This is a genomic window from Pantoea sp. ANP04 (genome assembly GCF_041982285.1).
Taxonomy (GTDB): Bacteria; Pseudomonadota; Gammaproteobacteria; order Enterobacterales; family Enterobacteriaceae; genus Pantoea; species Pantoea eucalypti.
The window spans coordinates 504,573-517,988 of record NZ_JAUTYS010000001.1 but is presented as its reverse complement, the minus strand read 5'-3'; the positions used below and the strand labels follow the sequence as shown (position 1 = coordinate 517,988).

At 51.8% G+C, this 13,416-nt stretch carries 16 protein-coding genes, 1 tRNA gene and 1 pseudogene; 12 read left to right on the top strand and 6 right to left on the bottom strand.

Translation table 11 applies throughout. The features are described from left to right. Positions 1 to 39 precede the first annotated feature (39 nt). Positions 40 to 909 carry a helix-turn-helix domain-containing protein gene (locus Q7C21_RS02225; RefSeq protein WP_375150322.1) on the top strand — a complete coding sequence of 290 codons (870 nt, stop codon included), beginning with the start codon at positions 40 to 42 and terminating at the stop codon, positions 907 to 909. Between the two features lie 304 nt (positions 910 to 1,213). Here the strand turns inward: Q7C21_RS02225 and Q7C21_RS02220 are convergent, their stop codons facing one another. After that, positions 1,214 to 1,696 carry a type VI secretion system tube protein Hcp gene (locus tag Q7C21_RS02220; protein WP_008926507.1) on the bottom strand — a complete coding sequence of 161 codons (483 nt, stop codon included), beginning with the start codon at positions 1,694 to 1,696 and terminating at the stop codon, positions 1,214 to 1,216. An 82-nt stretch (positions 1,697 to 1,778) separates the two neighbouring features. Between Q7C21_RS02220 and Q7C21_RS02215 the strand changes: the two genes are divergently transcribed. Then, entirely contained in the window at positions 1,779 to 2,567 is a 789-nt protein-coding gene (locus Q7C21_RS02215; protein WP_375150321.1) for a DUF4225 domain-containing protein, read from the top strand. A gap of 1 nt (position 2,568) precedes the next feature. Here Q7C21_RS02215 and Q7C21_RS02210 read toward each other — a convergent pair whose 3' ends face one another. Beyond that, positions 2,569 to 2,916 carry a hypothetical protein gene (locus Q7C21_RS02210; RefSeq protein ID WP_008926505.1) on the bottom strand — a complete coding sequence of 116 codons (348 nt, stop codon included), beginning with the start codon at positions 2,914 to 2,916 and terminating at the stop codon, positions 2,569 to 2,571. Between the two features lie 60 nt (positions 2,917 to 2,976). Between Q7C21_RS02210 and Q7C21_RS02205 the strand changes: the two genes are divergently transcribed. After that, complete coding sequence (locus Q7C21_RS02205; protein WP_128755125.1) at positions 2,977 to 3,792, top strand: serine protease; 816 nt, start codon at positions 2,977 to 2,979, stop codon at positions 3,790 to 3,792. A 233-nt stretch (positions 3,793 to 4,025) separates the two neighbouring features. Here Q7C21_RS02205 and Q7C21_RS02200 read toward each other — a convergent pair whose 3' ends face one another. The 4 genes and pseudogenes from Q7C21_RS02200 to Q7C21_RS02185 form a co-directional block, all read right to left on the bottom strand. Beyond that, a complete protein-coding gene (locus Q7C21_RS02200) occupies positions 4,026 to 4,244 on the bottom strand; it encodes a hypothetical protein (protein WP_050540853.1) in 219 nt (72 codons plus the stop codon). 296 nt (positions 4,245 to 4,540) lie between these two features. Continuing rightward, positions 4,541 to 4,718 (bottom strand): annotated as a pseudogene (locus Q7C21_RS02195) (Arm DNA-binding domain-containing protein); the annotation flags it as partial. A gap of 170 nt (positions 4,719 to 4,888) precedes the next feature. Then, positions 4,889 to 4,963 (bottom strand) — tRNA-Arg (locus Q7C21_RS02190). A 240-nt stretch (positions 4,964 to 5,203) separates the two neighbouring features. After that, on the bottom strand, positions 5,204 to 6,139 hold the full coding sequence (locus tag Q7C21_RS02185; protein ID WP_375150320.1) for a formate/nitrite transporter family protein: 936 nt from the start codon (positions 6,137 to 6,139) through the stop codon (positions 5,204 to 5,206). Between the two features lie 242 nt (positions 6,140 to 6,381). On the opposite strand from Q7C21_RS02185, the gene ccmA reads away from it, so the two are divergent. The 9 genes from ccmA (at position 6,382) to ccmI (ending at position 13,347) form a co-directional block, all read left to right on the top strand. Continuing rightward, complete coding sequence (ccmA, locus tag Q7C21_RS02180) at positions 6,382 to 6,999, top strand: cytochrome c biogenesis heme-transporting ATPase CcmA (RefSeq protein ID WP_008926501.1); 618 nt, start codon at positions 6,382 to 6,384, stop codon at positions 6,997 to 6,999. Continuing rightward, entirely contained in the window at positions 6,999 to 7,658 is a 660-nt protein-coding gene (ccmB, locus tag Q7C21_RS02175) for a heme exporter protein CcmB (protein WP_008926500.1), read from the top strand. The genes ccmA and ccmB overlap by 1 nt, the downstream gene beginning before the upstream one ends. Before the next feature lie 67 nt (positions 7,659 to 7,725). Continuing rightward, positions 7,726 to 8,466 (top strand): heme ABC transporter permease, encoded by a 741-nt coding sequence (locus Q7C21_RS02170; protein ID WP_008926499.1) that lies wholly within the window; start codon positions 7,726 to 7,728, stop codon positions 8,464 to 8,466. After that, complete coding sequence (ccmD, locus tag Q7C21_RS02165) at positions 8,463 to 8,696, top strand: heme exporter protein CcmD (protein ID WP_039659712.1); 234 nt, start codon at positions 8,463 to 8,465, stop codon at positions 8,694 to 8,696. Before Q7C21_RS02170 ends, ccmD begins: the two co-directional genes overlap by 4 nt. Next, positions 8,693 to 9,178, top strand: a complete 486-nt coding sequence (gene ccmE, locus Q7C21_RS02160; protein ID WP_003853091.1) for a cytochrome c maturation protein CcmE — start codon at positions 8,693 to 8,695, stop codon at positions 9,176 to 9,178. Before ccmD ends, ccmE begins: the two co-directional genes overlap by 4 nt. Further along, positions 9,175 to 11,133 (top strand): heme lyase CcmF/NrfE family subunit, encoded by a 1,959-nt coding sequence (locus Q7C21_RS02155; RefSeq protein ID WP_008926497.1) that lies wholly within the window; start codon positions 9,175 to 9,177, stop codon positions 11,131 to 11,133. The genes ccmE and Q7C21_RS02155 overlap by 4 nt, the downstream gene beginning before the upstream one ends. Beyond that, on the top strand, positions 11,130 to 11,687 hold the full coding sequence (locus Q7C21_RS02150; RefSeq protein WP_039659714.1) for a DsbE family thiol:disulfide interchange protein: 558 nt from the start codon (positions 11,130 to 11,132) through the stop codon (positions 11,685 to 11,687). The genes Q7C21_RS02155 and Q7C21_RS02150 overlap by 4 nt, the downstream gene beginning before the upstream one ends. Next, complete coding sequence (locus Q7C21_RS02145) at positions 11,684 to 12,136, top strand: cytochrome c-type biogenesis protein (RefSeq protein WP_003853088.1); 453 nt, start codon at positions 11,684 to 11,686, stop codon at positions 12,134 to 12,136. Before Q7C21_RS02150 ends, Q7C21_RS02145 begins: the two co-directional genes overlap by 4 nt. Beyond that, on the top strand, positions 12,136 to 13,347 hold the full coding sequence (gene ccmI, locus Q7C21_RS02140) for a c-type cytochrome biogenesis protein CcmI (RefSeq protein WP_003853087.1): 1,212 nt from the start codon (positions 12,136 to 12,138) through the stop codon (positions 13,345 to 13,347). The genes Q7C21_RS02145 and ccmI overlap by 1 nt, the downstream gene beginning before the upstream one ends. Positions 13,348 to 13,416: the final 69 nt, after the last annotated feature.

Here is a 13,416-nt window from a genome sequence, read left to right as displayed (position 1 = left end):
CGTAAACTGATCTTCTGTTTTATCTGAACTGATACTTTGATGCGTACCTGCCAGACCTTTGAAATGCTGCAACGTCACAAAGCGCAACTGCGTGACCATGTGCATCTTAATAGTGGCATTCAGCTGGCAGCCTGGTTCAACAGCGGCGATCGCGTCACCAACCTCAGCGATCATCACACCCTGAGCCTTTATGTCGCGGGCGGCTACGATACCTGGCATAAAACCCCACACGGCTGGCGTAATGGTGGCGCACCGGATCGCTTCTGTCTGATGCCGGCAGGCACGGAATCAACCTGGGATCTGCGAGCCGATCTCGCCTTTGTTCATCTCTATTGCAGCGAAAACCAGCTGCGGCAGCTGGCCGAACGGGTCTGGGACCGCAGCCCGGCGCAGTTAAATCTGCATGAAAAAATCTTTTCCACTGATGACCGCATTACCCAGCTTTATCGGCACTTTCTTCTGAGCAGTGACTGGCAACAGCCCGCAAGCCAGCTGATGCTGAGCAGTGCATCCACACTGCTTCTGACCCATCTATTGCAGCACTACAGCGAAGTCAGGTGGCAACTGCCACAGGTGCGTGGCGGACTGGCGCCGGCGATATTACGACGTGTTCTGGAATTTATTGAAACCCATCTCGACCAGCCTTTAACTCTGGCGGTGCTGGCGCAGGAAGCGGCATTAAGTGAGTTTCACTTTGCCCGTATGTTCCGTCACACCACGGGCGAAGCGCCACACCAGTTTGTGATGCGCCGTCGTATGGAGCGCGCACGAACGTTGCTTGAGCGACCTGACCTGACGCTGACCGATATTGCTTTTCAGTGTGGTTTTCACTCTTCAGCACACTTCAGTCATCGTTTTCGTCAGGTTTATGGCATGACGCCTTCGGCGTGCCGGCGGGGGAGTTGTTAAAATTCCTGAACTTGCCGCTATAGATACTGATATTAAGCCACACTAAATAACCAGCCCTGGATTACCATTTAGCCAGTCGGCAATGATTCTTCAGAGCATTAAAACTTTTTTGAATTCTGGCTTAACATATGAGTCTTAATTTTCATTAATGCTTCATGAATGTGTCAAGACTGTCTCATCGGATTAAGAGTTATACTTTGAGAAACATTTTTATTAGCAGATAAAATATGAAGGTGCCAATCTTGATGGACACCTTAAATAAAAAGCTTCGGAACGTGTTAAACCATCCAATGTTCTTGAGGCATTACAGTTCTTTATTACCTTTAATATCCCACCCTGACTGAGTTTCAGCGCCTTTGCCGCCACTCGCTGACTGTTCCCAGTACTGTGTTCTGACTTTTGATGCCTGGAACTGATATGAGACTCCGATAAGGTCGCGATTTGTAGTGCCATTGAAAACCACATTAGTGATAAGGACGTCTTCAAGCGTAATGCGACAGTACTCAATCTGGCTCCCTCCGGCTTTACATACCGAAAGCTCAACTTTGGCGACATGTTTGCCGTTGGATACGTAGCGCATTATCGCTGGCGTAGCTTTGTCAATAAGTGCCTGAACCGACAGGTCCCGGTACTGAACTTTTCCTGCGCCACCACCGCCTCCAGCAGACATATTCCCTGGTTGGTTTGCACCCCAGGTGAAAGATTCAATAGCAATCCAGCCTTTATGGTTACTATCCAGTGATTCGCCTGTGATGCCATCGATTTTTAAGAAGATGTCTGTACTCATAGCTGGTCCTTTTGCTTTCCCTGTGTAAGGGAATCTGATTAAATAAACTTAACGATACGTATAATGACATAAAGGCACAGTCATGGACTACTGGAAACCAGACCGATTCAAGGATTACTTTCTGACTATGGCTAATGCTGAAGCTAATCAGCTGTTTAGTACGACAAATCACTTATCTTTGATTCACCTGTCTGAGGGTTACAACAGGATTCAGTTTCAGGACGAAGTGAAGATTTTCGTTAATGCTCAGATGGATACGATTCGAACAGGTGCCAGCGATGATGAATGCCAGCAATGCATTCAAAACCTGAAAGAAGAACATCGTAATCTCATGAGACAAGATCAGCTTCTTCGTACTGGTCAGGCGGCATTGCATGCTTCAGTAAAATTCGTTCAGCAAGGTGATATCTGGGGATATATTATCGATGGTGTGGGGGTAGTACTGAGTGGATTACAGGTGGTGGCTGGGTTTGGAGTTATGGCCGCTTCAGCTGCAACCGGAAATATAATAGGGGTTGGTTTTGGTGCGATGCTCACGCTTCATGGCGTGAATGGCGTTCAGGAAGGTGTAATGAATGTTATTACAGGAAAAAATGACGCCCAGGGATTCTTGAAAGATGGTTACATTGGAGCAGCCAGGTTCTTAGGTTTTGATCAAAAAACAGGTGAAATTGCCTACAGCAGTATGGATCTTGCTCTTTCGGCCTATGGCATGTTCAGGCTGATAAGAAAACCTCAAACATTTCGACTTTTTTACTACGTAAACTCCGACTTCGTTAGGGGTATCAAAGATATGAGCCGCTTTGAATTAGGCGTGGAAATATATAATGACTATTCGGCTCTGAAATCAATTTACGATAATAAAAAATAAATCACTTTTTTCTCGTGTACCGGAATGATTTGTAGCCTAACTTCATGGGTGTGAAAATGTAAAAAATAGGAGCTATGATTAGCATTGTGATTGAGTATGAGGTAACAGCGAGGCTATCCTTGTACATAAGCGTGTATATCCAGACTATAGCAAGAATGGCTACAAGGACCATTGAAGCAATAAAACGTATGCTAAGCTCTTTAAGTAAAGCCGGGTAAGTCGTTCCACTTTTTTCAGCTTGCATTCTTAAAGCCGCAATATCTTTCGCATTGAAACCGTTTTCAGCAAGTTTTTCTTCAATTTCAAAAATGTTCATATCATCACCAAATTGTAGATTTATATTGATCATAACTCACATTGCTAATAATTTACCAGAAAAAATTATATTGTCATTCAAAAGGAAATGAAAGTGTTAGAGGACTCAAAATTAATTTATCCGCATTTTTCAATTATACACTATTCCCCAACGTGGATTGATGAGAGCAGGACTACTGAATTAGCTTTGGAATGGCAGAGTTCACTAGTGTCTTTTTTTATAACTCAACCTCACCGTAAACAAGAGGCCTTTTTGATCGGAAGCGGTTTTATATATCTATTAGGTGACCATATACCTTGTATTGTTACTGCTTCCCATGTAATTAAAGAGATGCAAAAAAGTGAATTGTCGTTCATATCGATTGACGGAAATAAATTTAAGTTCGAGCATCTGGAAGTATTTTTTAATGATGAACAAGATTACGCTATTATTCCTATGTCTGAAGAAATCATGAAGGCTATACCAAATAGCGTTCTTTTTGATACTAAAGTTAATAACGATTTTTTTGAGAAAACATCTTCATTTGTGATCATGGGATATCCATCAAAAGTTAATAAGTTACATAAAATGCACCCTGAGAAAGGCTTGTCGCCTTTTAATATTAATTTTCACAACTTTTTTTATGAAAGAAAAACCGAAGATATTTATTTCCATTTTATTGCTGGCGGAAAAGAAAAAAACATCTGTTTTGAGGATGCCAGTACTAATAAAACCGTTACTTCGCTTGCAGGTATGAGTGGAAGCGTGATTGCTCAGTTGATAATTAATAAATTGGACGGCGGAGTTTCTTTAAAAGCTATTGGTATATTCAAAGAACATCGACCTAAAAGAGGTAATTTTCTGGTAGGTTCTACCTTGATTGATTTTGCTGATAATCTTAATTCATACTTAAATGATGATGATGCTTAGATAGGGTTTGGGCAAATATAATTCTTATACCTTCTCGCACAGTTAAGTAGAGTTGCAAAAGCTCACTCATTAATTTGTGTAAATTAATAGTGAGTGTTTTTCATCCCTAAAAAAATCCTGATAATGGTGTGAGTGATTTGTTTTTTTGATATATTTTCTGGCGCTGCAATTGAATAAAATAGCTTTCCTTCGGGATTTTTCTAAGAATTTCTATTGTAGATTGATGCGTTAGGTTACGGTGACACTTTCCAGTTACCATCGTTTTTAATGAATTTAAATTCAGCTACAGTTTGCTTCTCGCCCATCATGGGTAGTTTTATATCAGTATCCACTTTGCAAAGGTATTTCCCTTTTTCCTCTGACTCCTTACAGGAAACCTTATCAGCTTGGTTTAGAGTCGTGAGCATGTCTTTGCTATTCTCACCGAATCGCTGTCTGGTTTGTGCGCTCAATGTTGTCCTGCATAGCTTTCTGGATTTCGGAAGAGGAGGGTTTGCTGTCGCAGCCGGTAAGCAAAACTGCTAAAGACAGGGCTGCAACTGTTGAATATCTATTCATTTTTAATTCCTTATATGATTTTGGTGCTCATTATTTTGCTATGGATTTGTTGAGGATCTGGTCGAAAATTTCACATCACTGCTTTAACTGCATTTCCTTATCGCGGATCCCGCGTTCATGGGGTTGTCCTCATGTGGCTTATGAAGACATTACTAACATCGCGGCGTGTTTATCAACGGGGAGCAGGTCAAACCTCAGGATAAACACCGAGAGCAAGAATCTTTTGTTTGCTGCCAAAGCGATACTGAAAACGCCAGTATTTGGAACCGTGTGGGGGTAATAAAAAGATGCATACCATTACCGTCTGTCATTTTGACAGGCTTCGCAGCAGCCTTTGAATTCCTTACCTTTAACTCAGTGAGTGGCATAGTAAAAAATCTCCGGCTGATGGTATCTGCATTATCGAACCAAACATACTAACAATTATACCAACATAACACTGTGGATTTTGTGAGCCTGCTGGAGACGCAGGTAGACTATAGAATTGAATTAACTTACTGAACGGAATGGATAAAGTTGACGTTGAGAGACAGGCATATGGTGTCCCCTGCAGGAATCGAACCTGCAACTAGCCCTTAGGAGGGGCTCGTTATATCCATTTAACTAAGAGGACAGCGGCGTGCAGTATAGCGAAACAGTCCTGAAAATTCACCAGGTTGCCGCGCGTTTGCTCATTCCGCCAGCAATCCCGGTTTTCTGCACTGAACGCAGTTAAGCACGGACGCGTGCAGACTGTTCACGCTGAAAAGATTCTCCGCTTCAGCCTGACGGTTTGATCTCAATATCAAAGGTTCAGCCAGCATGCCTGAAAGGCAGACAAAACCGGTAAATCAGCCTTGTCTGCCCTTGCCATTTATTCCGCGTTTTCCTTCTCTTCACGCTGGCGGCGTTTTTCCTGCTTCCGCTTCTCAGCTTTTGCTTTGGCCACAGCGGCTTCACTCATGTCATTGCGAATCTGTGCATGGCTGATCAACGCAAAAATCAGGGTGCCGCCAGTGATGTTGCCGAGCAGCGTCGGCAGGGCAAACGGCCACAGGAATTCATGCCAGCTAATGCTGCCGTTAAACACCAGATAGAGCACTTCTACTGAGCCCACGACAATGTGCGCCAGGTCGCCCAGCGCAACCAGCCAGGTCATCATCACAATCACCAGCAGTTTCGCGCCGCCCGCAGAGGGGAACATCCAGACCATGGTGGCGATAATCCAGCCGGAAATGACCGCATTGGCAAACATATCGCCTGGCGTGTTTTCCATGACCTTCATGCTGATGTCGGTAAACGCCTGGCGGGTGGCCTCGTCAAAAATCGGCATCTCATTGAAGGCCAGCGCACCCAGCGCTGTACCAATCAGGTTACCCAGCAACACAATGCTCCATAACCGTAACAGCAGGCCCGTGTTACCCCAGGTGGGTTTGTGCATCACCGGTAATACGGCGGTAACGGTATTTTCAGTAAACAGCTGCTGGCGCGCCATAATGACGATAACAAAACCAAAGGTATAACCGAGATTTTCCAGCAGGAAAGCGCCCGGTACGCCATCCAGATGTACCTTAAATATCCCTTTAGCCATCAGCGAGGCACCCATGGATAAGCCTGCCGCGATAGCTGACCAGAGCAGCGCCATCCCGTCGCGCTCCAGCTCCTTTTCTCCATCCTGGCGAATCTCTTCATGAATCGCAGCCGCGCGGGAGGGTAAAGCCTCCTCATCAACTTCGATGTCAGTGCCCTTGTCCTTCTCTTCGCTCTCTACGTCGTTAGGACCCTGCTCATTACCTGATGAAGGCTTCATATTTTCTCCTGGTGATAGTGCTGTAACGTTATAAGCGTAGCCGTTTTTTATTTGCCGGAAATGTAACGTCCGATGCGAATAAGCGTAACAACGTTTTTCGGAACTGCATTTTTATTCAGACTGCTGATGAAAACGCACGAATAATCCCTTACCAGCGAAACTGAGCGCTGGCTCACACTTCGGCCCACAGCAACATTGTGGTAATATCCCGGCCACTTTTAGCTGGTGCGACTCCCCCTTCAATGCTGGAAATCATTACACTCACTTGTGCATACGACGAACGGTCGCTGTTCCGGCGGCTCTCATTTCGCGTATCCGCAGGTGACATTGTGCAGATTGAAGGCCCCAATGGTGCCGGTAAAACCTCGTTGCTGCGCCTGCTGGCCGGGCTGAGCCGTCCTGAAGAGGGTGAAATACGCTGGCAGCAGCAGTCAATCCTGCGTCAGCGTGAAAGCTGGCATCAGGCGATGCTCTATCTGGGTCATCAGCCCGGCGTCAAAGGCGTGCTCACGCCACTGGAAAATCTGCGCTTTTACCATCCCGATTGCAGTAATGCGCAGATTTTTGCTGCGCTGGAAAGTGTCGATCTCACGGGCGACGAAGAGGTGCCCGTCAGCCGGTTGTCGGCAGGGCAGCAGCGTCGGGTAGCGCTGGCACGTCTGTGGCTCAGTCAGGCTCGCCTATGGATTCTTGACGAGCCGCTGACCGCCATCGACAAAGCGGGTATTGAAAAATTAATGGCGCAGTTCGCCCGGCATGCCGATAACGGCGGTGCAGTGATCCTGACCACCCATCAGGATTTGCCTGCAGAGGCAGCGCGGGTGCGTAAAATTCGCCTCGGCGATGTGGAGGCAGAGTGATGCTGTTTCGCCTCATCCAGCGTGAATTACGCATCGCCTTTCGTGGCGGCGCGGATGTCGTCAATCCACTCTGGTTTTTCCTGATCGTCATTACCCTGTTTCCTTTAGGTATCGGACCGGACCCGCAACAGCTGGCTCGCATTGCACCGGGCGTTGCCTGGGTTGCTGCGCTGCTGGCGTCGCTGCTGGCGCTGGAGCGTCTGTTCCGTGATGACTTCAGCGATGGCTCGCTGGAGCAACTGGTGTTGCTGCCGACGCCGCTGCCGGTAACGGTTATCGGCAAAGTGGTGGCGCACTGGCTGGTCACTGGCGTGCCACTGATTATCCTGTCGCCGCTGGCCGCGCTGCTGCTGTCACTGGATTTTAATGGCTGGCGGGCAATGGCCCTGACGCTGTTGCTGGGTACGCCAACCCTGAGTTTTCTCGGTGCGATTGGCGTGGGTCTGACGGTGGGTTTACGGCGCGGCGGCGTGCTGCTGAGCCTGCTGGTATTACCGCTGGCTATTCCGGTTTTAATCTTCGCCAGTGCGGCGATGGAGGCGGCCAGTCAGGGGTTGCCGATTGGCGGCTATCTGGCGATTCTTGGCGCTATGTTGATGGGCAGTGCGACACTCGCGCCGTTTGCTACGGCGGCGGCGCTACGCATCACGTTGCAATAGCCACTTTGCAATAACCGCGCGTACAAGACGCGGCAACACTCTTTTATTGTTAATGTGAGCATTTGATATGTGGAAAGCGTTACATCAGCTGGCCAGACCCGAACGGCTTTATCAGTTTTCGGGGCGACTGGTTCCGTGGTTCGCCATCGCCGGGCTGGCGGCGTTGCTGCTGGGCTGGGTCTGGGGATTTGGATACGCACCCGCTGACTATCAGCAGGGCGACAGCTTTCGCATCATGTACATTCATGTGCCCGCTGCGATGTGGTCGATGGGTGTTTATGCTTCAATGGCCATCGCCGCCTTTATCGGCCTTGTGTGGCAGATGAAAATGGCCGATCTGGTTTCCGCCGCCATGGCTCCGGTGGGTGCGGTTTTTACCTTTATTGCGCTGGTCACCGGCTCGGCATGGGGCAAGCCGATGTGGGGCACCTGGTGGATCTGGGATGCCCGCCTTACATCAGAGCTGGTACTGCTGTTCCTCTATATGGGTGTGATTGCGCTGTATCACGCTTTTGATGACCGCCGCACCGCAGGCCGGGCAGCGGGTATTTTGATTCTGGTCGGCGTAGTCAATCTGCCGATCATTCACTTCTCCGTGCAGTGGTGGAATACCCTGCATCAGGGCTCGTCGGGCATTCTCCAGCAGGCGATTGCGCCGGTCATGCGCACGCCGCTGCGCTGGGCAATCCTCGGCTATCTGCTGGTCTTTATTACGCTGACGCTGATGCGACTGCGTAACCTGATTCTGTTAACCGAACGTCATCGTCCCTGGGCGATTGATGTGGCGAAGCGGGGGGAGCAGGCATGACTCCAGCCTTTTCCTCCTGGCACGCCTTCTTTGCGATGGGCGGTTACGCTTTCTACGTCTGGCTGGCAGTGGCCTGCACGTTGCTTTCACTGATCGGCCTGACGCTGCATACCCTGTTACTGCGCCGCCGTTTGCTGGCGGAGATTCGCCAGCGTGACGCACGTGAACGTCGCATCCGGGCAGCAAAATCGAAAAAAGCCGCGACTGAAGCGGCAGGAGAGAAGTTGTGAATATCCGTCGACGCAACCGCCTTTATGCGGCCCTGGCGATCCTGCTCGGTCTTGGCCTGGCCACCGCGCTGGTGATGTATGCGCTGCGCTCAAACATCGATCTCTTCTATACCCCAGGCGAAATCCTCTACGGCAAAGGGGAGGCGCACGAGAAGCCCGAAGCGGGACAGCGGCTGCGCGTCGGTGGCATGGTGATGCCCGGCAGCGTCCGCCGCGATCCGAAAACGCTGGCTGTGTCGTTCAAACTTTATGATGCGCGTGGTGTGGTCAGCGTCAGTTTTGAAGGGATCCTGCCGGACCTGTTCCGTGAAGGGCAGGGCGTTGTCGCGCAGGGCGTGCTGGCGGCGGGCAACCAGGTGATCGCCAAAGAGGTTCTGGCAAAACATGATGAGAAATATACGCCGCCGGAGATTGAAAACGCGATGAAGAGTGATCAAACCGGCCCGCAGTCGCGCTATCAGGCGGGGAATAAATCATCATGATGCCCGAAATTGGAACCTTTCTGCTCTGCCTGGCGCTGGGCCTCTCCCTGTTGCTGAGCAGCTATCCACTGTGGGGCGCGGTGCGCCAGGATGCCCGCCTGATGGCGATGGCGCGTCCGCTGGCCTCGGGTCTGTTTGTCTGTATCGCGGCGGCGTTTGCACTGCTGGTCTGGGCCTTTATCAGCAACGACTTTACCGTTGCCTATGTCGTCACCAACTCTAATAGCCTGCTGCCGGTTTACTATCGCATCGCCGCCACCTGGGGCGCACATGAAGGATCGCTGCTGTTGTGGGTGTTGCTGCTGAGCACCTGGACACTGGCGGTGGCGATATTCAGTCGCGGTATGCCGCAGGATGCGCTGGCACGCGTGCTGGCAGTGATGGGGATGATCAATCTTGGCTTCCTGCTGTTTATCCTGCTGACGTCGAATCCGTTTGGCCGCACGCTGCCGGACTTCCCGATAGACGGCCATGACCTGAATCCCATGCTGCAGGATATCGGCCTGATCTTCCATCCGCCGCTGCTCTATATGGGCTATGTCGGCTTTTCGGTGGCCTTTGCGTTTGCCATCGCCTCACTGATGGCTGGCCGGCTGGATACCGCCTGGGCGCGCTGGTCACGCCCGTGGACGACCGCGGCCTGGGTCTTTCTGACCATTGGCATCGTACTGGGATCGGCGTGGGCCTATTACGAGCTGGGCTGGGGCGGCTGGTGGTTCTGGGATCCGGTTGAAAATGCGTCGTTTATGCCGTGGCTGGCGGGCACCGCCCTGATGCACTCGCTGGCGGTCACTGAAAAGCGTGGCACCTTCAAAGCGTGGACTGTGCTGCTGGCGATTACGGCGTTTTCGCTGAGCCTGCTAGGGACGTTCCTGGTGCGATCCGGGGTGCTGGTGTCGGTGCATTCCTTCGCCTCCGATCCGGCGCGCGGGATGTTTATCCTCGCGTTTCTGGTGATTGTCATCGGCAGTTCGCTGCTGCTTTACGCCATCAAAGGCGGGCAGGTGCGTGGCCGGGTACAGAATGAAACCTGGTCGCGCGAATCATTTTTGCTGGGCAATAATGTGCTGCTGATTGCCGCGATGCTGGTGGTCCTGCTCGGCACGCTGTTGCCACTGGTACATAAGCAACTGGGGCTGGGCAGCATTTCGGTCGGCGAGCCGTTCTTCAACACCATGTTCAGCTGGCTGATGGCGCCGTTTGCGCTACTGATGGGAATCGGACCGCTGGTGCGCTGGCGTCGCGATGAACCGCAAAAGCTGGCAAAACGGCTGGCACTGGCGCTGATCGTGACCCTGGCCTGTTCCATGATCATTCCCTGGTGGTTGCAGGATCGCATTGAGGCGATGACCGTGGTTGGCCTGCTGATGTCGCTCTGGATTATTGTACTGACACTGCTGGAGCTGCACGAACGCGCCACCCATCGTCACCCGTTCTTTGCCGGATTACGTCATCTGTCACGCAGTCACTGGGGCATGGTGCTGGGCCATCTGGGCGTAGGGGTCACGGTGATTGGCATTGCATTCAGCACGCAGTACAGCGTGGAGCGCGATGTGCGGATGAAAGCAGGCGATAGTGTCGATATTCATCACTATCACTTTGTCTTCCGTGGTGTGCAGAATCTGCAGGGGCCGAACTACAGCGGCGGCATGGGTATTATTGATGTCACCCGCAACGGCAAACATGAAGCAACACTGCAGGCGGAAAAACGCTTTTACACCGCTGCCCGCACCATGATGACTGAAGCGGCGATCGATGGCGGTTTCAGCCGCGATCTCTATGCGGCGCTGGGCGAAGAGCTGGATGATGACAGCTGGGCCGTGCGCATTTACTACAAACCCTTTGTTCGCTGGATCTGGTTCGGTGGCGCACTGATGGCGCTGGGTGGCCTATTCTGCCTGTTCGATCCCCGCTACCGTTCGCGCAAAAAAGCGGAAACGGAGGCGCGGACATGAATAAGAAAATCCTGTTCATTCCCCTGATGCTGTTTCTGCTGCTGGCGGCGGCGCTGCTGTGGCAGCTGACCCGCAATGCCGAGGGTGACGATCCGACCCGACTCGAATCTGCGCTGATTGGCAAACCGGTGCCGCTGTTCCGGCTGGAAGCACTGGATCAGCCGGGCAAAATCTACGATCAGCATGTGCTGACGGATGGCAAGCCGATGTTGCTGAATGTCTGGGCGACCTGGTGTCCGACCTGCCGCGCAGAGCATCAGTATCTGAATACGCTGGCGGAGCAGGGCATCCGCGTGGTGGGGCTGAACTACAAAGACGATCGACGCAAGGCCGTTAACTGGCTGAACACGCTGGGCAATCCCTATGCGCTGAGTCTTTATGATGGCAACGGTATGCTGGGACTCGATCTTGGTGTCTATGGCGCGCCGGAAACCTTCCTGATCGACGGCAAAGGAATCATTCGTTATCGCCATGCGGGCGATCTGAATGTGCGTGTCTGGGAGCAGGAAGTGAAACCGTTGTGGATGAAATACAGCGCGGAGGCGGGATCATGAGAACGCTGTTACTGCTCTGCGGCCTGCTGTTCAGCATCAATCTCTGGGCGACCATCGACACGCTGCAATTTGACTCGGTAGCCCAGGAAGAGCAATACCGTGACCTGACTGCGTCGTTGCGTTGTCCGAAATGTCAGAACAACAGCATCGCCGACTCGAATGCCATGATTGCCGCCGACATGCGATTAAAGGTCTACGAGCTGATGAAGCAGGGCCAGAGTCGCCAGCAGATCATCGACTATATGGTGGCGCGTTACGGCAATTTCGTCAGCTATTCGCCACCGGTCACGCCCTCCACCCTGATTCTCTGGGCGGGCCCGGCGCTGTTTGCGCTACTGGGCGGCGCGGTGATCATCCTGCGCAGCCGTCAGCGTAAAACCCGCAGCGAGCTGGATGAAGATGAGCAACAGCGTCTTAATGCGCTACTGAAGTCAGACAGGAAGCCGTAATGAGTGCATTTTGGATCACCCTTTTTCTGTTACTGCTGGCAGCCTGCACGCTGTTTATGGCGGCGGGCTGGCGGCAACGTCAGGCCAGCACAGGCGATCGCGATCGTCTTAATCAGCGCTTCTACCATCAGCGCATAGATGAGCTGGCGCAGGATGAAGCGCAGGGCGTGGTCGCTGAACGTCCGCTGATGGAGCGGGAATTACAGCAGACACTACTGGCGGATATTCCGCCGTCACAGGCAATGCAATCACACACCAGCAGCCGCTGGATTTTGCTGCCAGGCCTGATTGTACTGATTGCGGTCTCGCTGGGCACTTATCTGAAAACCGGCGGCCTGGCACAATTCACTGGCTGGATGCAGGTGCAGCAGGCGTATCCTGAGCTGCGTGCCCGTCTGATGGACCCTGGCGCTAAGCCGCTGAGCATGGAAGAGCTGGCGCGTTTAGAGCTCGGATTGCGTACCGCGTTGCAAACAGAACCGGATAATCTGGCCGACTGGACGATGCTGGGGCGGCTCGGCATGGTACTGAATAATACAGAGATCGCCAGTCAGGCCTTTGAGCATGCTTTACAGCTGGCCCCCAACGATCTGGCGCTCAAACAGGATTATGCAGAGGTTCTGACGCGATCTTCTGACCCGCAGGATAACCGGCAGGCGTCACTGCTGCTGCAATCATTGCTGAAAGCAGATCCGCACAACCTGCGGACGCTGAGCCTGCTGGCGTTTAATGCTTACGGACAGCAGCAATACGATCAGGCTATCGACGCATGGCAGACGCTTTTAGCTCTGTTGCCTGCCGATGACAAGCGGCACGCGATGATCGCCCGCAGCATTGAAAAGGCCAGAAGTGAGGCAGGGCAGCAGAGTCGTCAGCTGGCGCTGACCGTGACGCTGACACCTGAGGCAGAAAAAATGTTACCGCCAGACGGAGTGTTGTATATTTCGGTTTCTGACGGGGATTCACCCGTGCCGGTGGCGGTTAAGCGGATGCCGCTGAGTCATTTCCCGCTGACGCTGACGCTGGATGACAGTAACGCCATGATGCCAGATCGCCTGCTTTCGGCGCAGCATCAGGTCGCAGTAAGGGTGCGCGTTTCACGCGATGGCAGCGCCAATCCGCAGCCGGGTGACTGGCTGGGGCTGAGCGCTGTAACGCCCTGGGATGGGCATCAGTCCATCGCGGTAGAGATCAATAAGCAGCTTCCCTGAACGTAAAAATTGATAATGTTAACAATGATGCGTGCCATTGCCTGCTGCCTCTGGCACAAAGTCAGCTAT

Bases quoted from the DNA above. Each gene is read 5' to 3' on its own strand.
- Q7C21_RS02225 (WP_375150322.1), top strand. From the start codon at position 40: ATGCGTACCTGCCAGACCTTTGAAATGCTGCAACGTCACAAAGCGCAA.
- Q7C21_RS02220 (WP_008926507.1), bottom strand. From the start codon at position 1,696: ATGAGTACAGACATCTTCTTAAAAATCGATGGCATCACAGGCGAATCA.
- Q7C21_RS02215 (WP_375150321.1), top strand. From the start codon at position 1,779: ATGGACTACTGGAAACCAGACCGATTCAAGGATTACTTTCTGACTATG.
- Q7C21_RS02210 (WP_008926505.1), bottom strand. From the start codon at position 2,916: ATGATCAATATAAATCTACAATTTGGTGATGATATGAACATTTTTGAA.
- Q7C21_RS02185 (WP_375150320.1), bottom strand. From the start codon at position 6,139: ATGAAGCCTTCATCAGGTAATGAGCAGGGTCCTAACGACGTAGAGAGC.
- ccmA (WP_008926501.1), top strand. From the start codon at position 6,382: ATGCTGGAAATCATTACACTCACTTGTGCATACGACGAACGGTCGCTG.
- ccmB (WP_008926500.1), top strand. From the start codon at position 6,999: ATGCTGTTTCGCCTCATCCAGCGTGAATTACGCATCGCCTTTCGTGGC.
- Q7C21_RS02170 (WP_008926499.1), top strand. From the start codon at position 7,726: ATGTGGAAAGCGTTACATCAGCTGGCCAGACCCGAACGGCTTTATCAG.
- ccmD (WP_039659712.1), top strand. From the start codon at position 8,463: ATGACTCCAGCCTTTTCCTCCTGGCACGCCTTCTTTGCGATGGGCGGT.
- Q7C21_RS02155 (WP_008926497.1), top strand. From the start codon at position 9,175: ATGATGCCCGAAATTGGAACCTTTCTGCTCTGCCTGGCGCTGGGCCTC.
- Q7C21_RS02150 (WP_039659714.1), top strand. From the start codon at position 11,130: ATGAATAAGAAAATCCTGTTCATTCCCCTGATGCTGTTTCTGCTGCTG.
- Q7C21_RS02145 (WP_003853088.1), top strand. From the start codon at position 11,684: ATGAGAACGCTGTTACTGCTCTGCGGCCTGCTGTTCAGCATCAATCTC.
- ccmI (WP_003853087.1), top strand. From the start codon at position 12,136: ATGAGTGCATTTTGGATCACCCTTTTTCTGTTACTGCTGGCAGCCTGC.